General features: G+C 61.9%; 17 protein-coding genes and 2 tRNA genes. 12 read left to right on the forward strand and 7 right to left on the reverse strand.

Annotated elements, in window-relative coordinates; all coding sequences use genetic code 11:
- Positions 1–76: 76 nt before the first annotated feature.
- A complete protein-coding gene (locus JMV54_RS02740; protein WP_201517375.1) occupies positions 77–1,639 on the forward strand; it encodes an APC family permease in 1,563 nt (520 codons plus the stop codon).
- 137 nt (positions 1,640–1,776) lie between these two features.
- Entirely contained in the window at positions 1,777–2,553 is a 777-nt protein-coding gene (locus JMV54_RS02745) for a fumarylacetoacetate hydrolase family protein (RefSeq protein ID WP_201517376.1), read from the forward strand.
- Here JMV54_RS02745 and JMV54_RS02750 read toward each other — a convergent pair.
- Positions 2,550–3,500 carry an ion transporter gene (locus JMV54_RS02750; protein ID WP_230972782.1) on the reverse strand — a complete coding sequence of 317 codons (951 nt, stop codon included), beginning with the start codon at positions 3,498–3,500 and terminating at the stop codon, positions 2,550–2,552. The genes JMV54_RS02745 and JMV54_RS02750 overlap by 4 nt on opposite strands.
- Before the next feature lie 163 nt (positions 3,501–3,663).
- Here JMV54_RS02750 and gltX point away from each other — a divergent pair, with 163 nt between their 5' ends.
- The 4 genes from gltX to JMV54_RS02770 all read left to right on the forward strand — a co-directional run bounded on the left by gltX (position 3,664) and on the right by JMV54_RS02770 (position 7,623).
- Complete coding sequence (gene gltX, locus JMV54_RS02755) at positions 3,664–5,175, forward strand: glutamate--tRNA ligase (protein ID WP_201517377.1); 1,512 nt, start codon at positions 3,664–3,666, stop codon at positions 5,173–5,175.
- A gap of 50 nt (positions 5,176–5,225) precedes the next feature.
- On the forward strand, positions 5,226–6,170 hold the full coding sequence (locus JMV54_RS02760; RefSeq protein ID WP_201517378.1) for an NAD(P)/FAD-dependent oxidoreductase: 945 nt from the start codon (positions 5,226–5,228) through the stop codon (positions 6,168–6,170).
- Between the two features lie 169 nt (positions 6,171–6,339).
- Positions 6,340–6,411, forward strand: a tRNA-Gln gene (locus tag JMV54_RS02765).
- 213 nt (positions 6,412–6,624) lie between these two features.
- On the forward strand, positions 6,625–7,623 hold the full coding sequence (locus JMV54_RS02770) for a DUF4272 domain-containing protein (protein WP_201517379.1): 999 nt from the start codon (positions 6,625–6,627) through the stop codon (positions 7,621–7,623).
- Between the two features lie 84 nt (positions 7,624–7,707).
- Here the strand turns inward: JMV54_RS02770 and JMV54_RS02775 are convergent, their stop codons facing one another.
- The 6 genes from JMV54_RS02775 to JMV54_RS02800 form a co-directional block, all read right to left on the reverse strand.
- Positions 7,708–8,283 carry a hypothetical protein gene (locus JMV54_RS02775; protein WP_201517380.1) on the reverse strand — a complete coding sequence of 192 codons (576 nt, stop codon included), beginning with the start codon at positions 8,281–8,283 and terminating at the stop codon, positions 7,708–7,710.
- 10 nt (positions 8,284–8,293) lie between these two features.
- Positions 8,294–9,130 carry a DUF4261 domain-containing protein gene (locus JMV54_RS02780; RefSeq protein ID WP_201517381.1) on the reverse strand — a complete coding sequence of 279 codons (837 nt, stop codon included), beginning with the start codon at positions 9,128–9,130 and terminating at the stop codon, positions 8,294–8,296.
- A 473-nt stretch (positions 9,131–9,603) separates the two neighbouring features.
- Positions 9,604–9,915: a thiamine-binding protein gene (locus JMV54_RS02785; RefSeq protein WP_201517382.1), complete on the reverse strand. Its 312-nt coding sequence runs from the start codon at positions 9,913–9,915 to the stop codon at positions 9,604–9,606.
- A 147-nt stretch (positions 9,916–10,062) separates the two neighbouring features.
- On the reverse strand, positions 10,063–11,283 hold the full coding sequence (locus JMV54_RS02790) for a hypothetical protein (protein ID WP_201517383.1): 1,221 nt from the start codon (positions 11,281–11,283) through the stop codon (positions 10,063–10,065).
- 109 nt (positions 11,284–11,392) lie between these two features.
- Positions 11,393–13,057, reverse strand: a complete 1,665-nt coding sequence (locus JMV54_RS02795) for a hypothetical protein (RefSeq protein WP_201517384.1) — start codon at positions 13,055–13,057, stop codon at positions 11,393–11,395.
- A 113-nt stretch (positions 13,058–13,170) separates the two neighbouring features.
- Complete coding sequence (locus JMV54_RS02800) at positions 13,171–13,839, reverse strand: MBL fold metallo-hydrolase (RefSeq protein WP_201517385.1); 669 nt, start codon at positions 13,837–13,839, stop codon at positions 13,171–13,173.
- Between the two features lie 105 nt (positions 13,840–13,944).
- Between JMV54_RS02800 and JMV54_RS02805 the strand changes: the two genes are divergently transcribed.
- The 6 genes from JMV54_RS02805 to murA all read left to right on the forward strand — a co-directional run bounded on the left by JMV54_RS02805 (position 13,945) and on the right by murA (position 20,690).
- Positions 13,945–14,020 (forward strand) — tRNA-Glu (locus JMV54_RS02805).
- Positions 14,021–14,267: 247 nt separating this feature from the next.
- Positions 14,268–15,122: a PP2C family protein-serine/threonine phosphatase gene (locus tag JMV54_RS02810; RefSeq protein ID WP_201517386.1), complete on the forward strand. Its 855-nt coding sequence runs from the start codon at positions 14,268–14,270 to the stop codon at positions 15,120–15,122.
- Between the two features lie 63 nt (positions 15,123–15,185).
- The gene (locus tag JMV54_RS02815) at positions 15,186–17,054 is read left to right on the forward strand and encodes an AMP-dependent synthetase/ligase (protein WP_201517387.1); all 1,869 of its coding nucleotides are present in this window, start codon (positions 15,186–15,188) and stop codon (positions 17,052–17,054) included.
- A gap of 172 nt (positions 17,055–17,226) precedes the next feature.
- Positions 17,227–18,672 (forward strand): 3-isopropylmalate dehydratase large subunit, encoded by a 1,446-nt coding sequence (gene leuC / locus JMV54_RS02820; RefSeq protein ID WP_201517388.1) that lies wholly within the window; start codon positions 17,227–17,229, stop codon positions 18,670–18,672.
- Positions 18,673–19,323, forward strand: a complete 651-nt coding sequence (leuD, locus tag JMV54_RS02825; RefSeq protein WP_201517389.1) for a 3-isopropylmalate dehydratase small subunit — start codon at positions 18,673–18,675, stop codon at positions 19,321–19,323. It begins immediately after the preceding gene.
- Positions 19,320–20,690 (forward strand): UDP-N-acetylglucosamine 1-carboxyvinyltransferase, encoded by a 1,371-nt coding sequence (murA, locus tag JMV54_RS02830; RefSeq protein WP_201517390.1) that lies wholly within the window; start codon positions 19,320–19,322, stop codon positions 20,688–20,690. The genes leuD and murA overlap by 4 nt, the downstream gene beginning before the upstream one ends.
- Positions 20,691–20,692: the final 2 nt, after the last annotated feature.

A 20,692-nucleotide genomic window follows, 5' to 3' on the forward strand; every position in this document is an offset into this window, starting at 1 on the left:
AGCGATCGCCAACTGTCGTGGCTGGCCCGCGACTCTGCCCGCCAGCATCCATCTGTGCTGAAAGGGGTACAGGCACGTGCCTGACACGAGTAACTACCGCACCATCACTCCCACCGGTACGGTGCAATCGAAGGGCCTCAGTGCTGGCAAGGTTGGTGTAATTGGTGGCGCGGTTATCGGCGTCTCGGTGGTCGCTCCCGCCTACACCCTCACCTCGGGGCTCGGGCCGACGGTGTCGGTTGCCGGGCTGCAAACGCCGGCAATTCTGCTGATCGGTTTCGTGCCGATGCTCATGGTGCTGTTCGGCTACCGCGAGCTCAACCGTGCGGTTCCCGACTCGGGCACCTCGTTCACCTGGGCCTCGCGCGCGTTCGGGCCCTGGATCGGCTGGATGAGCGGATGGGGGCTGATCGCGGCCACGGTGCTGGTGCTGTCGAACCTCGCCGCAGTTGCCACCGACTTCTTTTTCATCCTGCTGGGGCAAATCTTCCAGAACGATGCGCTGGCCGGCATCCCGCAGGAGAACCTGCTGGTGAACATCCTCGTCACCACGGTATTTGTTGCCGCGGCAACGTATATCGGCTACCGCGGTGTTGAGGCCACGCAAAAAGTGCAGTGGGGGCTGGTCGTTTTCCAGCTGCTCGCCCTGATCTGGTTCTCGGTGGCAGCGATTGTTTCGGCGACGAACGGCAACGCCTACGACTACACGCAGCCTGACCTCTCCTGGTTCAACCCGCTGCAGATCGAGAGCCTGTCGATTGCGGTTGCCGGTGTATCGCTGTCGATCTTCATGTTCTGGGGTTGGGACACCGTCATCACCATGAACGAAGAGGCAAAAGACCCCGCTCGCACGCCGGCTCGCGCGTCAGTCGTGACCATCGTCACGATCATCGCCCTCTATCTGCTCATCACCGTCGGTACCCTCATGTGGGCAGGTATCGGTACCGGTGAACTCGGTGCCGGTAACCCCGAAAACCAAGAGTCGATTTTTGCGGTGCTCGCCCCGCACATCATGGGTCCGTTCGCCATCCTGATGTCGATCGCTATCCTGACTTCGTCGCTCGCGTCGCTGCAGTCGACCATGGTTTCGCCGGCTCGCACCCTGTTGGCGATGGGGCACTACGAGGCGCTGCCCAAGGGTTTTGCGCACGTGGATGAACGCTACAAGTCGCCCTCCACCGCCACCTTCTGGGCCGCCGGTGCCTCGCTCGTGTTTTACGTGGTGATGCGTCTGGTGAGTGAAAACGCGCTGTGGGACACGATCACCGCGCTTGGCATGATGGTTTGTTTCTACTACGGCGCGACCGGCCTGGCTGCGGTGTGGTACTTCCGCAAGAGCTGGTTTAAGAGCGTCCGCAACTTCTTCATGCGCCTGCTGCTGCCGCTGCTGGGTGGCCTCACGCTCGTGTGGATGTTCGTGCAGACGATCGTTGAATCGATGGATCCCGACTACGGCTCGGGATCGTCGATCGGCGGCCTCGGTCTGGTGTTCATTCTCGGCGTGACCGTGATGGTGCTGGGCGTGGTGCTGATGGTGATCATGCGCTTTGTCAGCCCGTCATATTTCAAGGGCGAGACCCTGCCGGTTTCAGAACACGAGTATGACAAGCAGGTTGGTGTGGAGGTGCTCGGCGAGTAGGCGAGCCCAATACCAATACCGCTGGGACGGGGCCGGATGCGCTGCATTGCGGCCCCTTTTGTATCCCGAATCACGATCGGGGAGCGTGGATCACGTTCTGGGAGCGACCGGCAGGCGGATGCGGTTAGACTCGGCGCATGAAAATCGCGCGCTACGAACACCAGGGAAAACTTGCCTACGGCATCCTCGACGAAACGGCCGATGAACTGGTCGAACTGCACGGCGACCCGATTCTTGGCACGATTGACCCGAGTGACAATCGGGTCGCGCTGAAAGATGTGCGGCTACTTGCCCCGGTGATTCCCCGCTCAAAAGTGGTGGCATTCGGGCGCAACTATGCCGAACACGCTCGCGAACACGACAGTGAAGTTCCGGCCGAGCCGATGATGTTTTTGAAACCGAACACGGCAATTATCGGCCCCGACTATCCGATCGTGCTGCCGCCGCAGTCGCAGCAGGTGGAGCACGAGGTCGAGCTGGCAGTGGTGATCGGCCAGGTTGCGCGCAATGTGCCCGCCGCCGACGCACACCAGGTGATTTTCGGTTACACGATCGCGAATGATGTCACGGCTCGTGATCTGCAGCGCACAGACGGGCAGTGGGGTCGGGCCAAGGGCTTTGACACTTTTTGCCCCCTCGGCCCATACATCGAAACCGAGCTCAACACCGAGGAAGCGGTGGTCGGATGCAAGGTGAACGGCGAGACCCGTCAGCTCGGTAATCTCAACCAGATGGAACGCACGGTGGCGACCCTGGTTGAGTTCGCCTCGAGCGTATTCACGCTGCTACCCGGAGACGTGCTGCTCACCGGTACCCCGGCGGGCGTTGGCCCGCTGGTTGACGGTGATGAAGTGGTTTGTGCGATTGAGGGTATCGGGGCGCTACGCAACCCGGTTACGTCGGCAGCTCACTAGCTGTTGTCATCCGCATCTTCACGGGCGGGGCGCTGCGTCAGCGGTGCCTCGCCCGTTTGCGTTGCCAATAGGAGTTGCCGAATCTCCGCGAGCTCTTCGCGCATCACCGCGAGTTCGTGGCCCACCGTGAACGCCGATCCGCTCACCGGTCGTTCGCCTGCCTGCACCGGCTCGGGGTCAGAAACTGTGCCCTCGGTGGTGGCGCCAAGATTCGACATGGTGTCGATAATGACCGCGACGAACAGGTTGAGCATCACGAATGCCGACACCAGGATGAAGGGTACAAAGAACATCCAGGCCTCGGGGTACACCTCCATAACCGGACGGACAATCCCCATCGACCAGCTCTCGAGCGTCATGATCTGAAAGAGCGAATAGAGCGATTGAAAAACCGAACCGAACCATTCGGGGAAACGTTCGGCGAACAGCGCGGTAGCCATGACGGCCGCGACATAAAAAACGAGCCCCATGAGCCCGGCAATGGCGCCGATGCCGGGAATCGCGCGGATGATGGCGGTGGCGATGCGGCGCAGCTGCGGCATACGGTTGGCTAGGCGCAACACTCGCAAAACGCGCAGCGAACGCAGCACCGATAGCGGGCCTACTGCAGGTACCAGCGAGATAGCAACCACTAAGAGATCGAAAATATTCCAGCCGTCGAGGAAGAACCGCCGGTCGAGCGCGGTAATTTTTAAGACGATTTCCACCACAAACACGCTGAGGCAGAACACATCAATGATGTGCAGCACAGTGCCGAACTGGGCGATCGCAGCCGGCGAGGTCTGCAACCCGAGTACGACCGCGTTAACGATGATGAGCACCAGAACGACTGTCTGGACGGTCGAAGACAACACAAATTCGCCGATCTTGCGGCGCCATCCTTGAACACTGTCAGGGAATGAATCGGCTGTCGGGCTGGGGTCGATACTGGGTGACTGTTGGTTCACACCGGCAGTTTAAGAAGCGTTAGGAAACCGTTAGTAGCACCCAGTTAATGATTTGGGATCCGACAAAAGTTGCGTCTGAACGGATGCACGGGCGAGTTCAACCGGAGCTGACCGGGGTGCACGCCCCCTTTCCCAATCTGCCGAGGCCTAGACTGGAGTCATCATGACTGCAGTTTCACTCGCGCCCGTGACCGAGGCCGCCGGCGCAGATATTCGTGTTCGTTTCTGCCCATCCCCGACCGGCACCCCGCACGTCGGGCTGATCCGCACCGCCCTGTTCAACTGGGCCTACGCCAAGCACACCGGCGGAACGCTCGTGTTCCGCATCGAAGACACCGATGCCGAACGCGACTCGGAAGAAAGCTACGAGATGATTCTCGAGGCGCTTCGCTGGCTGGGGCTCGACTGGGATGAAGGCATCGATGCTGCCGGTGAGCACGGCCCCTACCGGCAGTCGCAGCGCGGCGAAATCTATGCCGAGGTCATCGAAAAGCTGAAGGAAGCCGGCTACCTCTACGAGTCGTTCGCAACGGCCGAAGAAATTGAAGCCCGCAATATTGCGAACGGTCGCGACCCCCGGCAGGGCTACGACAACTTTGAGCGTGACCTCACCGAAGAGCAGCGGGCCGCCTATCGGGCCGAGGGGCGGCAGCCGAGTCTGCGGCTGCGCGTACCCGACACCGATCTGTCGTTTGACGACCTGGTGCGTGGTGAAATCACCTTTAAGGCCGGTTCGTTCCCCGACTTCGTGGTCGTGCGGCCCAATGGTAAGCCGCTCTACACTCTCGTAAACCCCGTCGACGATGCGCTCATGGGCATCACCCACGTGCTGCGCGGTGAAGACCTGCTCTCGTCGACTCCGCGACAGATCGCGCTCTATCACGCGCTCTATCAGGTTGGCGTTGCCGAATTCATCCCGCGCTTCGGCCACCTGCCGTACGTGATGGGCGAGGGGAACAAAAAACTTTCAAAGCGCGACCCCGAATCGAACCTTTTCCACCACCGCGACCGTGGCTTCGTGCCCGAGGGCCTGCTCAACTATCTGGCGCTGCTGGGCTGGTCGATCGCGCCCGACCGCGATGTGTTCACGATGGACGAGATGTGCGCGGCCTTCGATGTGCACGACGTCAACCCGAACCCGGCACGTTTTGACCTCAAGAAGGCCGAGGCGATTAATGGTGAGCACGTGCGTCGCCTCGAACTTGCCGATTTCGCGCAGCGCCTTGAGCCGTACCTGGTTGCAAGCGGTGTGGTGAGCGATCCGATTACCGAAGACCAGCGCGCCACGGTGCTCGCGGTCGCGCCGCTCGTGCAAGAGCGGATGCAGCTGCTGGGCGAAGCCCCCGAGCTGATTGCCTTCCTGTTTGAGACGACCGAAGACCTCGAATACCGCGAGGATGCGCTCAAGACGCTGAAGGACGGCGCTGCTGACGCACTGCGCGCCACCAGCGAGGCGCTCGAGCAGTTGGCCGATTGGAACACTGAGGCGATCGAGGCAGCAATGCGGGCCAAGCTGATTGACGAGCTGGGGTTGAAACCGCGGCTTGCATTCGGCCCGGCACGCGTGGCGATCTCGGGTCGCCGGATTTCGCCGCCGCTGTTTGAGTCGATGGAGCTGCTCGGCCGTGAGGCCACGCTCGCCCGCCTCACCAAGCTCACGGAGCAGCTCGGCTAATTTGTCGCGCTGCCTGCAGCATCCCGCTATGTCACCGATAGGAGTCTGACGTGACCGACGCAACCGAGTTCGCCGCCGACGACCGCTACGAAGTCGTCATAATTGGTGGCGGTCCCGCGGGGCTGCAGGCAGCGCTATTGCTTGCGCGGCAGCTGCGCCGGGTGCTGGTGCTCGATAGCAACCGACCGCGCCACTCGGCAACGCTCGAAGCGCACGGCTTTTTGTCACGTGACAATATCCCGCCGAACGAGCTGCGGGCTGCCGGACGCGCATCGGTGGAGGAGTACGAAACCGCCGAGATTCAGTTTGCAATTGTCACCCGGGTGAGCCGGAGCGGTGATGGTTTTGAGATTGTCGCATCCGGTGTGCGCGGCACCCCGAACCGTCACGTGTGGGCCGAGCGAGTCATCCTGGCAACCGGCCTGCGCGAGGTGCATCCGCAATTGCCGTCGCTGCGCGCCTATTACGGCACCCACATTCACTCGTGCGTGGTGTGCGATGCCTGGAACCGTAAGGGCGCGCGCATCGCGGTGTTTGGTGTGCCGGAGGCGAAAACGCTTGCCTATCGCGCCGGTCAGCTTGCGCGCATCGGTTCGCATGTGGTGCTGTTCGCATCCGAACAGCAGGTGAGTGAGGCGGATGCGCAGCTCTTGCGCGAGCGCGGGGTGATCGTTGACCGTCGTGAAATTGAGGATGTGGTGGGCGAGCGGGCTGATCTCACCGGGATTCGCACGGTTGACGGTGAGATCACACCGGTGGATGCGGCCTTTGTGCTGAACGGGTTTGTGGCGAACCTCGGTTTTCTTGATGAAGAGCTGCGTCCGCCGCTGACTGAGGACGGGTTCGTGGCGGCCGATAATTTTGGTCGCACGGCCGTGCCCAACCTCTATGCCACCGGAGAGCTCACCGCACCCGGGCCCGAAGTGCTGATTATTTCGGCGGGCAAGGGTGCGCGCACCGCGATTGCCGCGCATCGGGATGCGATCGGGTTTTAGCGGGCGGTAGACGCAACTTCCGGCGCGGTCGGCACGGGCTGCCTGGCGCATGTGGTGGCGGTTATTTGTGCCGAGTGGTGGCTGCTGGTGATTTGTCTGCGCCACAAGTTGCCATATATGGCTCTCGTGGGCTAAGCTCGTCTGGTGCGCCCGAGAGGGTGACAGCCCTTGGGGTATGGTGTAATTGGCAACACGGCTGATTCTGGTTCAGTTGTTCTTGGTTCGAGTCCAGGTACCCCAGCAAATGACTTCCGGCCCTTCGGTCGGAAGTTTCTTGTTTTCCCGCGGACGTGTTGCCGCGCACCGCGTCCGCGCTGACGCGCTCACCGCATCCGCGCCGCGCGCGCCCGCGTCCGCGCCTCGTGTGTGGGTTCGCGTCAAATGTGGGTGTTCTGCCACATACATTTGACGCGAACCCACACACAACCTGCTCGGGGCGCCGTGAAATGCGCGGGTGCGTGCGCCGCGTTGCCGCGACGCGCACGCCTTCATCCTGAACCTCAGCGGTCTGGAAAATTACGTGGCCGAGCGCGGCTGGGAGGCCTTCGGCGGGATGACGCCGCAGCTGTACGCCCTCATCCAGCACATCCGCGCCGTCAAAATCGAGTACCGCTTTGAACGGCCCGACAACTATTCCGCTGCCGACCTGCGCGAGTTCGCCGATTGGGGATCCCAGGCCAACGCCATTTTTGTGCTGCCAGACGGCAGCGTTCGGGATGCGCAGGGTCGCGACCTCCTCGACCCGGACGCAGGCGGCGTGGTCCCTCGCACCGGTGCATCCCTGCACCGCCGCGACCAGGTTCGCAGTCAGCTCGCCGAACGCGGCGTGATCGTCCCCGGTCACCTCCCGCCCGTACGCTCCGAGGTCGAGCTCACCCCGGCCGACCCGGCCGAGGTGCTGAACCGTGCGGTGGTGCTCGCGGTAATCGCTGGTCTGAGCGAAGAAATTTACCGCGGCGACGACATTGATCTGGATGATGTGGTCGATCTGCAGGGCAGCGGGGAGGTCACCGAAACCGAGGCGGAGTTCCTCGAACAGCTGCTTGCCGAAGCTCGCGGCGGCGGCAAATGGTCGGACGGTTTGCGATCGAAGGCGCTCAATCACTCGTGGGGATTCGTGGCCGCCCACACGCTCGCCTGGACACTCGGGCTCGTGCCGATGGATCCGTATGAGCTGCAGCCCGCCGATGTGTCCGCACTCAAGGACGCGTTGGAGACTGCCGTGGCCACCAATCAGCCCCAGCTTCGCGAGCTGGGCGAGCTGTGCGATGCGTGGGAAATCACCTACTCATGCCGCTGGTATGCCGTTGACCAGCAGTACCGTCAGGGGCAGCCGGGAGACCGGTTCGAGTTTGACGGCATGCAGAAGTCAGTGCTTATCGAGCGGCAGCGGGCACTCGCCTGGCTGCTGCTGCAGGATGCACCCTACGACCAGGTTTCGCTCGACACCTAGCCGCCAACTAACACCGAGCCGCCGCCAACTAACTCCGAGCCGCCTGCGAACACCGAGCACCTGCCGCCGGCCAAGCAAATGCGGCTACGCGATCTGCACGACGCGGCAGCGCTCGCACAGCGGGTAGCTGTCCAGGAACGGCTGGATGCGCTCGCGCATCTGCTCAAAGCTCTGGCCGTACATGTAAAGCGCAGTCTCCTCAGGGAGTTCCAGGTGGGAATTAATCCGGCCGATGCCCTGGATGAGACGCGTGCACTCGTCGTAAACCTCCCCAGCACTGGTGGATGCATACACCTCTTCGGGCAGGTCGGTGTCGTTGAGATAGAGGGCCAGTCCCTCCATGGTGCCGAACGGCTTTGGATCGTCCTCGTCGCCGAGACTCCAGGTTGAACCTTTGGGTGCGAGCATCGCACCCAACACCTCGAGAACCTCCGGCACCAGATGCGCGCTTTCGACCTGCAGCTCGATATCGGCGGCCTCGACTTCACCGGCTTGCTTGTTGAATACGGTGCCGCCGCCAACCACATCCACGCCCCAGCCCTGCTCGCGACAAAACTCGACGAGGGCATCCTCAAGCTCATGTCGGTGAACCGGCTGGAGCCGGGCAGTCAAACGAATATGCAGCTCAACGGGGCGCGGCTTCCGGAATCGGTCGAACATCTACGTTCGCCTATTGCATCTCGAGCTGCAGCGCGGTGAGCTCTTCGTCGTTGAGGAATGGCTGCCACGAGGTCTTGATCTTCTCATCCTCGCTGCGACCAATGGTTTCGCCGGCGGTGACGCGATTGCCCTTGAGCTGGTAATCGACAAAGTCCATCAAGAAGGAGAACAGCTCATTGGGTTCGCGCGATGAACCAACCACCTGGATTTCGGGGATACCCCAGTTCATGAGCCCCATCGAATAGGCGTCCCAGCGGCCATCTTCGCGCGGAGACAACCACACCGGAGCCATGAACCCGGCCAGCAGCGGACTGTCGGGGTCGGTGATTCCGAGGAAGCATTCCTTGCTGTAGGTGGTCGCCACCTCGCCCGAGTAGTATCCGACCGCCTCATCGCGCTGCAGCATTGCCCGCACCGCGGTGACATGGTGCGCAACCACATCGAAGTGGTTCAGTCGCTCACTATCACGTCCCTGCGACAGAAGCGGCATCCCGGCCACCAGCAAGAAGGCCCGGTAGTTCTCGATTGCTTCTTCGGCGCCAGCACCGAAGAGGGGATGCAGCAGGTTTTGTGCCTCACGATCCGGGATCGGGTTCTCCATAATTTCGACGGCGCACCACAGCCCGTTCAAAGTGAACGACACCGTGTCGTCTTCATTTTCGCGCTCATCCCACTCGAGCACGTCATCCGGCGCGAGATTTCGGTTTAGTGCCTCGATCACCTGATCGGGATTGATGACCGAGTCGAGGAGTACATAACCAACGACCGGACTATCGCTCATCTCATAGTGCGGTTCGGTGCGGCTGCTGCCTGCGGGTTTCTTGCCCTTGCCAAAGAGTCCAAACATCGGGGTCCTGCCTTTTATATTGCGAGTTGCAGCGCCGTGCTGTCGCGCTCAACGAGGCGCGGCTGCCACGAGGTGGTGATCGTTTTGGTTGGTGCGGTAGAGGGTTTCGCTTACATGGATGCAGACGTATCCAACTACATACATCAAGAAGGCGAACAGTTCGTTAGGGGTGAGCAGCGGTGCGGCGCTCACCGCCTCGTGTCCGCGCCGCGCTCACCGTGCCGCGCTTACCGCCTCGTGTGTGCATTCGCGTCAAATGTGTGTGTTCTGCCACATACATTTGACGCGAACCCACACAAAACGAGCTCGGGGCGTCGTGAAAAGCGCGCTGGTGGGGGCAGGGTGCGCGCTGGTGTGGGCGGGATGCGCCGCTCGCGCGCGGGGTGCGGGTGGCGTGAAGGGCTCGGGTGCGGGCGTCGTGATGGGCGTGAAGCGCGCGCCGAGCGCCGACAAGTGAAGCGCGTGGCGCGCGGCTACTGCTGGCGCTCCTCGATGGCGCGTTCGAGCCGGGCCATCTTGTTGTCGAGCTCGTTCTCGTAGCCGGGGCGGATATCGGCCTTGATGATGAGCGAGATGCGCGAGCCGAATGGCGCCACCGCCTCGGTCGCTGCCTTGATCACCGCAAAAACCTCGTCCCACTCGCCTTCGAGCGTTGTGAACATCGCGTCGGTGCGGTGGGCAACACCGGATGCGCGCACTACCTCGACTGCCGCAGCCACCGCATCCGATACCGAACCGTCAGCTCGTCCTGTGCCGCTTGGGGCAACCGAAAATGCTGCGAGCATGGAAATCCTCCTGGCCGTTGGGGATGCAATGCGCTCAGTTTACGTTCCACGGTACTGAGCCATGGAAAACACACAACGCCACACAAGACAAACGGGGTGCCCGCACCTTTTGGTACGGGCACCCCGTTCGGATACAGTTCGTCTGCGTTACACGATGGAGTCGAGTACGCCGTCGCCGTCGGTGTCGACGTGGGTCTCGTCGTATACGCCGTCGCCGTCGGTGTCAACGTACATCTCGTCGACGTATCCGTCGCCATCGACGTCGACACCAGCGGCGTCGACAACGCCGTCGCCGTCGAGGTCGAAGTGTGCCGAGTCGGCGACGCCGTCGCCGTCCGAGTCGAACGTGTCTTCCGAGTAGCCCGAGTACGACTCGGTGCCGCTGTCGCCCACCGGTTCGGTGCCGTAGTCATCGGTGGTGCCGTAGTTGTCGGTCGGTTCGGTAGCGTCGGCGCCGTAGTCGCCGCCAAATTCGCTGCCAGAGTCGTTGCCGTAGTCGGAACCGGGGCCGGGGATGCCCTGGGCGCCATCCTGCTCCGAGGTGCCGTAGTCGTCAGTGGGTTCGGTGGTGCTCTCACCGTTGCTGTCGTAGCCGCTGGTGTCGATCACACCGTCTTCGTTGGTGTCGTAGTACTCGGTGTCAACCCGGCCGTCGCCGTCGGTGTCGACAGTGTAAACATCGGCAACGCCGTTGCCATCGGTGTCGGTGATCAGGGTTTCTGCGACACCGTCGCCATCCATGTCGACCATGGCCGAGTCGTTGATGCCGTCGCCATCGGCGTCGATCGTGGCCTCGTGCGTGGTGGTTCCGTCGTTGTTCACCGGGTCGGTGCCGTAGTTGTCGGTGTTGCCGTAGCCACCGGTGGGGTCGGTCGGCTCAGTGGTGTCGGTCGAGCCGGTGTCGGTCGAGCCGGTGTCAGTCGAACCGGTGTCAGTTGAATCAGTGGTGTCGCTCGGAGTATCGGTGCCGCCGGTTGCATCGGGTTCGGGGGTGGCGTTTGGTGCGGGAACGCCGTAGTTGTCGTTCGGCTCGCTGCCGTACTCGTCTGCGGCGCTGCCGCCTTCGAGGCTCGAGAGGTCAGTGGTGGATGCATCGGCAAAGCCGTCGCCGTCGCTGTCAACCAGTGCGAGATCGGGCTGGCCATCGTTGTCGGTGTCGAGGAGCGTGGTCTCCTGGTGGCCGTCACCGTCGCTGTCGAGGGTGGCGAGGTCAATGTGGCCGTCACCGTCGGTGTCAATCACCATCGCGTCGCTGATGCCGTCGCCATTGGTGTCAACTTCGGCGGCTTCCGTGATGCCGTCGCCGTCGAGGTCGACGGGGGTGATGCCTTCGCCAGTGGTGGGGAGGTTCGACTGTTCGTTGGTCATTGTTCTTACCTTTCGCCTTGGTCTTCAGTAGATCGCTTGGTCATAAGTGAGATGCGCGGAGTAGGAATAAAGTTCCTGACTCCGCGCATCCGATCACAAATTTTTTTTATTAGTACGCTTCGGTGCCGTCGAACTGGCCGTCACCGTCGGCATCGACCATGGTCGAGTCGAGGGTGCCGTCGCCGTCGGTGTCAACCATCACGGTGTCGTAGCTGCCGTCGCCGTCGGTGTCGATGTAGACGACCTCTGCCACACCGTCGCCATCAAAGTCGGAGCCGAGCGCATCGAGCTCGCCGTCGCCGTCGAGGTCGACATAGGTTGATTCGTTGACGCCGTCGCCGTCGAGATCAAACTGGTTACCCACCGTGGGGCTGCTGAGGCCGCTACCGTACTCGGTCGTCTCATCCATGATGCCGTCGCCGTCGGTGTCGCTGAGCTGGGTGTCAAACACGCCGTCGCCGGTGGTGTCTGACACGCGAGTGTCAAAGCGGCCATCGCCAGTGGTGTCGGCTTCGATCGTGTCGATCCGGCCGTCACCGTCGCTGTCAAAACCGACCACATCGATCACGCCGTCGCCGTCGGTGTCGGCCTCGACGCGGTCCATCACGCCGTCGCCATTGGTGTCGAGCACACGCGCATCGTTGATGCCGTCGCCGTCGGTGTCGACAGCGATTTCGTCAATGACGCCGTCATTGTTCTGGTCGATATGCGTCTGGTCGGCGACACCGTCGCCGTCGATGTCGTAGTGGGTGGCATCAACGGTGCCGTCACCGTCCACATCCACCGCATTCGAGGACGAGTAGTTACCTGCCTCCGGGGCAAGGTCTTCGGCGGTGACCGCTTCGGGGGTCTCGTCGCCGAGTTCGGGCAAGAGGTTTGCACCGGCGCCGGGCTGTGGTTCGGTGCCCACCGGCTCCTGGGTGGTGCCGTCACCGCTGTCGCTATAGGTCGAGTCGATAGCGCCATCGCCATCGAAGTCGAAAGCGTAGTCGTCGGGGATGCCGTCGCCATCGACGTCCTTCGCGAACGTGTCGGCAACCCCGTCACCGTCAGAGTCGGCAATGAGATAGTCCTGCTGGCCGTCGCCGTCGGTGTCGATGAACTGCGCGTTGGCCTTGCCGTCGCCGTCCCAGTCGTAGAGGGTCGTTTCGTTGATGCCGTCGCCGTCAAGGTCGACTTCCTGCATCCCGTATTCGTCGAAGCCACCGGCACCAGCATCGTTGGGTGCACGACCGCTGTCGCCAGTGCTGCCGGTGCCGTCAGCGTTACCGCTGTCGTCGGTGCTGCCGGCGTCGTCAACGCTACCGGTGTCGCCAATGCCACCGGTGGGATCGATGGGCTGGGCCTGCTCCGAGTCGGTGGCGCCATCGGTGATCGGGGTGCCGTCGGCGCTGAAGCGCTGGTCGTAGTTGCCGTCGCCGTTCGAGTCATAACCGAACTCGTCATATACGCCGTCACCGTCGACGTCGTAGGCAGCCGAGTCAAATTTGCCGTCGCCGTCGGTGTCGACCAGTACGGTTTCGTAGTTACCGTCGCCGTCGGCGTCGGTGATGATTGCATCCGCCTGATTGTTTCCGGTCATATCGACCGCGTACGAGTCGTTGATGCCGTCGGCGTCGGTGTCGATTTCTTTCAGGCCGTATTCGTCGAAGCCGCCTTCGGTGTTGGCTGCGTCGGTGCCGGTCGGGTTGGTGTTCGTTGCTTCATTGCCATCGAGCTGGTCTGAATCAACCGGCGAGCTGTCCATTGGTGCGGGCGAGCTGTGCTGCGACATGAGCGGGATTCCTTTCGGGAGGAAGTTTCGGTGGTTTTCTCGAAATCACTGATTGGAGCGCGCCATGGTGCGGAAAGTTCCCGATGCAAAAATATTTGTGCGGGATGCGCTCACTAATTGCGGCTGATGCTGACTGAGTCGCCCGGTGCCAGCGCGTGGTAGGTGCCTCCGTATGACTCTGCTGCCGCCTGGAAGCGAGCGTTGGCAAGCTCTTTTCCGGGCCTCGACAGCAGCATTTCGTGCACCGCGAATGCCGCTTGGGGTCGCACCGACAGCAGATAATCGATCGAGTCGGCCATGCGCATCCAGGGGCCGTAGGCGGGCACCGCAAGCAGCTGGATATCAAAACCGGCGGGGATGGGGTCGTAAGCATCGCCGGCGTAGGCAAAGGCGCCATTGACCACCACACCAATGTTGTCGATGCGGGGGATGCTGGAGTGATTTTCGGCGTGCGTGCCACCGAAAACGGTGATGCTGAAGGCGCCGAGTTGCACGGTCTCACCGGGTGCGGCGATGTGTACGGTGCCGATATCTTCGAGCTCGGCTGCATCGATCAGATCGGCAACGCGGGCCGTGGTGAGCACCTGCACATTTGGCGATTGTTTTGCAATGCGAGCCAGCTGTTCGACAACGAAGTGGTCGTCGTGCTCGTGGGTGATGACCACACCATCCACGCTGCCACACTCGGTGAGGGGCGTTGTGAATTTGCCGGGGTCGAGGTAGAGGCGGCGGCCCGATTGCTCAAGCAGGATGCAGGAGTGCTCGAATTTTGTGATCTGCATGGAGGCAGGGTAGCGACGCACCATGAAATTCAAGTGAAGCCTGATTTGACACGCACATATAGCCATGGCAAACTATGAGAGTTGCCCACACGGCAACCAAGGTGAGGCCCCATCGTTTAGCGGCCTAGGACACTGCCCTCTCACGGCAGCGGCGCGGGTTCGAATCCCGCTGGGGTCACCAGTGCGAGTGCCGAGTTAGGAATCCTGACTCGGCACTTTTGTTTTTCTTGCACGATGCCCGGGGACCCCGTTTTCTCGCACGCGGTTCCCTTGGGCTCTGGCGCTTTCTTACAGCATCCGGGCTAGGATTCCGAAAGCGGTACATCGACGCAAGTTTTCGGCCCGCAATAATTCGCTGGCTGGCGGGTTCTGTTTTATAACCAAATGCGCGATAGAGTGGCCGAGTTAACCAAGCGCTAAGGGGCGAGATGAGTTCGGACTTTGCGGCGAGCATTGCCACTTCAGCAGGGGAGCTTGAAATTCGCGGCTCCGCTGCGACTGATGTTGGTCTTGTGCGTGCCGTGAACGAGGATGCATTTTATGCGGGCGCGCCGGTCTACCTCGTCGCTGACGGTATGGGCGGGCACTCATACGGCGATCTGGCTTCGAATACGGTCGCTGAGGTGTTCGGTGAAACGTTCAATGATCACCGGCGGCCAACCACGCCCGAAGATGTGATTGCGGCAGTCGATGCTGCCAACACACGCATCCAAGAACTGATGGCCAACGATGGTGAGCCGGGTGCGATCGCCGGAACCACCGTAAGCGGCGTTGCGCTCGTAGATGTCGACCCCGACGGGGAGACGGACGTTGCGCCCTATTGGATGATTTTTAACGTCGGCGATTCTCGCGTGTATGGCTGGAATGGGCGATCGGTAGTGCAGATCACCGTCGATCACTCGGCGGTGCAAGAACTCGTGTATCTCGGCATCATCACCGAGGAAGAGGCGCTCGTTCACCCCGACCGCAATGTCATTACCCGGGCTGTCGGGTCTGACACGCAGGTGCAGACCGATCTGTGGCTGATGCCGGTGCAGGGACACCAGCTGTTCGTGATCTGTTCGGATGGGCTCACTAAGGAGCTTTCGGACGATGAGATCGGGGCGATCATTCAGGACTACGCAGTCGAAACCGGGGCGACTCGAACGCTCGCGCAGACGCTCATTGATCGGGCGATCGAACGTGGCGGGCGTGACAACATCACCGTTGTGGCGGTGGAATCGACGCCGGTTTCAGGTGAGGGAGTGGAATCCCCAACCGAATCGGTTTCGGAATCCGAATAGCAACCGCTGCATCATTACCTCGCACCCCGCAGCTGGGGAGCTTTACCGACTGGGAAAACCATCATGCGTGAAATCTCCACACCGTTGAATCTCGACCTTGAGCGCTACCGCAATCTTGGCGATCTGCTGTGGCAGCGCGCGGAAGCCGGCCCCGATCACATCATTTTCGAGGTGCCGGGCGAAAACGGTGAGGTGACTCAGATCAGCACCGCCGAGTTCAAAGCGCAGGTGGTTGCGGTGGCCAAGGGCCTGGTTGCGTCGGGTATTGAGCCCGAGCAGCGAGTGGCCATCCTTTCACCAACCCGGTTTGAATGGGCGCTGCTCGATCTCGCGATGCAGGTAATCGGCGCCGCTGTGGTGCCGATTTACGAAAGCTCAGCGCTCGCGCAAGTGCAGCTAATTCTGGACGATAGCGATGCGGTGGCGGCCATTGGTGCCAGCAGCGATCATGTTGACCGGTTGCGGCAGGCCTTCGCCGAGCTGGGGCGCAGTGGTGCGCAGGTGTGGGGGATGGATGCCGAAGGTGCGCCGACCCTTGACGATCTGCGCGCGGCCGGTGCCGAAGTGTCGGATGCGGAAATTGAGCGGCTGTGCCAGCTTCCCACGCGCGAGAGTCTTGCGAGCATTGTTTATACCTCTGGCACCACCTCTCGCCCCAAGGGCGTGCTCATCACGCACGGCAATTTTCTTGGCCAGGTGATGGCCGTTGCCGACAAATATCGCGGCTTCGCTAATGAACAGGCCAACACACTGCTGTTTTTGCCGATGGCGCATGTGCTGGCGCGCGGGGTGTTCTATATCTGCCTGGCATCCGGTGTGCGGGTGGCGCTCATAGGCGACCCGAAGCAGGCGGTGGCGGCGATGGCGACACTGAAACCCACCTTCGTGATGGTGGTCCCACGCGTGCTGCAGAAGATCCTCATTGCCGCCGGCGATGCGGCTCGTGAAAAACATCTGTACTGGCTGTGGGAGCGGGCCCGTGAATTTGCCCATCTGCGGGGTATGCGGATGGAAGCCGTTGATGCGGGTAGACCGGTGGCGCCAATTACAGCCCGCCAGCGGCTGCGGTATCAGCTGTATGAGCGGCTGTTTTATCGCCGCATCCGCGCCACGCTTGGTGGCCGAATGCAGCAGATTCTGGTGGGGGCGGCGGCGCTGTCACCCGATCTGGCGCTCACCTTCCGCGGCCTCGGCATTCCAATCATTGAGGGGTACGGACTCACCGAAACCACGGCGCCGCTTACCGGCAACCTGCTGGACGATTTTGTATCCGAGACGGTTGGGTATCCGATGCCCGGGTCGTCGGTGCGGATTGCCGATGATGGTGAGGTGCTCGCTAAGGGCCCGGGCGTGTGTCGCGGATACACCTCGGCTGAGGCGACGGCAGAGGCATTCGTGGACGGCTGGTTCCGTACCGGTGACTATGGCGAACTGGATGAACGCGGCCGGTTGATGCTCCGTGGCCGACGCGGCGACATGATCATTACGGCGGGCGGGAAAAACATGCTGCCCACCGAGTGGGAACGGGCCGTTGAATCGCTTGATCTCGTAGCGCACGCGGTTGTGGTGGGCGAGGGGAAACCCTTCTTGGGCGGACTGATCGTCCTCGATCCTGAAGCCGTGCAAAAGTGGGCCCTGCGCGAACGCATCTCTGACCTACCGTCGCTCGATCTGCCCGACCTGGGTGGGTATTTGAGTGTGGTGCATGAGCGGCTGCACGAGGCGGTGCGCAAAGTTGTCGATGAAGCGAACTCGCGACTGTCGCGGGCCGAGCAGATCCGCAAATTTGAACTGGTAATTGCTGACCTCACTGACGCTGGTGGTCTGGTCACCCCGACGTTGAAACTCAAACGCAAGGAGCTTGTGAAACGGCTCCGATCGGTGGTTGATCGCATCTATGAGGTGCTGCCGGGGAGTTCGCGCTCTTCATAATGCCGCCACTGCCACACCGCTACGCGGCCGGCACAATGCTCGGTGTTAGCATTGCTGGCATGCGTTTCTGGCAGCGGCGACTTTCTTGCCGCGGCGGGTGGTAACCACGGGCAACTCCCGCCGCGGAGGCTTTCCGCGCCTGAACTCGCACGATCAGGAGATCCCCTTAGACATGACGAACAATGCTCAACCCCGCACGCTGGCCGAAAAGGTGTGGGCCTCGCACGTAGTGAAGCAGGGCGAGAACGGTAATCCCGACCTGCTCTATATCGACCTCCACATCATGCACGAGGTCACCAGCCCGCAGGCGTTTGACGGCCTGCGCCAGGCGGGGCGTCAGGTGCGACGTCCCGACCTCACCATCGCCACCGAAGACCACAACACGCCAACCGAGAACATCCTCGGCACCATTGCCGACGAAACCTCGCGAAAGCAGATCAACGCGCTGCGCAGCAACGCTGAAGAGTTCGGTATTCGACTGCACTCGCTCGGTGACGTCGAACAGGGCATCGTGCACGTGGTTGGTCCGCAGCTGGGTTTGACGATGCCGGGTATCACCGTGGTGTGCGGTGACTCACACACCTCGACCCACGGCGCCTTCGGCGCCATGGCATTCGGCATTGGTACCAGCGAGGTAGAGCATGTGCTGGCCACTCAGACGCTGCCACTGAAGCCGTTTAAGACCATGGCCATCAACGTTGAGGGCGAGCTGCGCCCCGGCGTTACTGCCAAAGACATCATCCTCGCAGTGATCGCGAAGATCGGCACCGGCGGCGGTGCCGGCTACGTGTTTGAATACCGGGGCTCGGCCATCCGCGCGCTGTCGATGGAAGGCCGGATGACCATTTGCAATATGTCGATCGAGGGCGGCGCCCGCGCCGGCATGGTGGCACCGGACGAAACCACGTTTGAGTACCTCAAAGGTCGCCCGCACGCCCCACAGGGGGCAGACTGGGATGCAGCGGTCGAGTACTGGCGATCGCTCGCTACCGATGAGGGTGCGGTGTTCGATGCCGAGGTCAACATCGACGCGAACGAGCTCGAACCTTTTGTGACCTGGGGTACCAATCCGGGTCAGGGTGTATCGCTCAGCGAGAGCGTGCCGAACCCCGCCGATTTCAGCGACCCGGTAGACCGAGCCACCGCTGAGCGGGCGCTCGAATACATGGGGCTCGAGGCCGGCACCCCGATGAAGGAGATCGCGGTTGACACCGTGTTTATGGGGTCGTGCACGAACTCGCGCATTGAAGATTTGCGTGCCTTCGCCAGTGTTATTCAGGGACGAAAGAAGGCCGATGGCGTGCGGGTGATGGTCGTTCCCGGTTCGGCTCGGGTGCGACTGCAAGCCGAGGCCGAGGGCATTGACAAAATCGTGCGCGACTTTGGTGCCGAATGGCGGTTTGCCGGCTGCTCAATGTGCCTCGGGATGAACCCCGACCAGCTCGAGCCTGGCGAGCGGTGTGCATCCACCTCTAACCGCAACTTTGAGGGCCGCCAAGGTAAGGGCGGCCGCACCCACCTGGTGTCACCGCTGGTTGCCGCTGCAACCGCGGTGCGCGGGACGCTCTCGAGCCCCTGGGATCTGGAAGCTACCGAGCAGGAAGGGAAGGTCGCCTAAATGGAGCCTGTAACCACTGTTGTTGGCACCGCGGTGCCGCTGCGCCGCTCGAATGTCGACACCGATCAAATTATTCCCGCGGTGTATCTCAAGCGGATCACCAAAACCGGCTTTGATGACGCCCTGTTTGCGCGGTGGCGTCAAGACCCCGAGTTCGTGCTCAACGACCCCGCCTATGCGAACCCGCGAGTGCTCGTTGTCGGCCCCGATTTCGGTACCGGCTCGAGCCGCGAACACGCCGTGTGGGCGCTGCGCGACTACGGTTTTCGCGCCGTTGTCGGCTCGCGTTTCGGCGAAATTTTTAAGGGTAACTCGGGTAAGCAGGGGCTGCTGATCGCGCAGATTGCCGAGTCGGAAGTGGAACAGCTGTGGGGCGCGATCGAATCGAACCCCGGCATTACAGCCACGATCGATCTCGACGCACGCACCGTGAGCGTGGGCGAGTTGAGTTTTGATTTTGAAATTGACGACTACACCCGCTGGCGGCTGATGGAGGGGCTCGACGATATTGCGCTCACCCTGCGCGATGAGGCGGCCATCACCGACTTTGAAGCCAAGCGGCCCGGCTGGATGCCAAAAACTCTGCCGGCGCTGGGCGGTACCGAACCCGGCACTATTGCCAATGATGCAGCTGAGGATGTCAACGCGTGAACAGTTTGAGTGAGGCTGCTGCGGCAGCGGGCAAGTCGGTCGGACTAACCTCCGACACCATCACCTTCACGGGAGGCCGCCCGCTGAACGGTCGTATCGTGGTGCGCGGTGCAAAAAACTTTGTCACCAAAGCCATGGTCGCCGCACTGCTCGGTGATTCGCCAAGCACCCTGCGCGATGTTCCCGATATTTCGGATGTGCGCGTGGTCTCGGGCCTGCTTGGCGCGCACGGCGTCATGATCGAACGCGATGTTGATGGCGGCGTCATTCGACTCGACCCCACGAACGTCAAGTCGGCACACATGGCCGAGATCAACGCGCACGCCGGTTCCAGCCGCATCCCGATTCTGTTCTGCGGGCCGCTGCTGCACCAGTTGGGTGAGGCATTCATCCCCGACCTGGGTGGCTGCCGCATCGGCGACCGTCCCATCGACTTCCACCTGTCGGCGCTGCGCTCATTCGGTGCCGTGGTCGACAAGCTGCCCGAGGGCATCCACCTGACTGCCCCCGAAGGCCTGCGCGGGGCGAAGATCCGGCTCGACTACCCGTCGGTGGGTACCACCGAGCAGGTGCTGTTGACCGCGGTGCGAGCGCAGGGCCTCACTGAACTGTCGAACGCGGCCATCGAGCCCGAAATTATGGACCTCATCAATGTGCTGCAGAAGATGGGTGCCGTGATCTCGGTGGATGCTGACCGCGTCATCCGAGTTGAGGGTGTTGAGTGGCTCAGCGGTTATGACCACCGTTCGCTCTTCGACCGTAACGAGGCCGCCAGCTGGGCAGCTGCGGCACTCGCCACCGGCGGCGAGATTTTTGTCGAGGGCGCGCGGCAAGCCGAGATGCTCACCTTCCTCAACGTCTTCCGCAAAGCGGGCGGCATTTTTGAGGTGTTTGATGACGGCATTCGGTTTGCGCATCCCGGCACACCGCTCAAGCCGGTGGTGATCGAAACCGATGTGCACCCCGGGTTTATGACCGACTGGCAGCAGCCGCTGGTGGTGGCGCTCACGCAGGCCACCGGCGTTTCGATCGTGCACGAAACCGTGTATGAGCAGCGCTTCGGTTTTACCGACGCGCTAGTCAAGATGGGCGCGACGATCGAGCTGCACCGCGAATGCCTTGGCGGCCAAAAATGTCGGTTTGGGCAGCGTAACTTCGTGCACTCGGCGGTCATTTCGGGGCCCACCAAGATGCACGGGGCCAATATTGAGGTGCCGGATCTGCGCGGCGGCTTCAGCCACCTGATTGCAGCGCTTATGGCAGAAGGCGAATCGACCGTGACGAATGTCGGCATCATCGCCCGCGGCTACGAGAACTTTCTCGGCAAGCTTAGGATGCTCGGCGCCGAGTTCACGGTCGAGGGCTAATC

Origin of the sequence: Gulosibacter hominis, from assembly GCF_904842695.1 — a bacterium.
GTDB lineage: Bacteria > Actinomycetota > Actinomycetes > Actinomycetales > Microbacteriaceae > Gulosibacter > Gulosibacter hominis.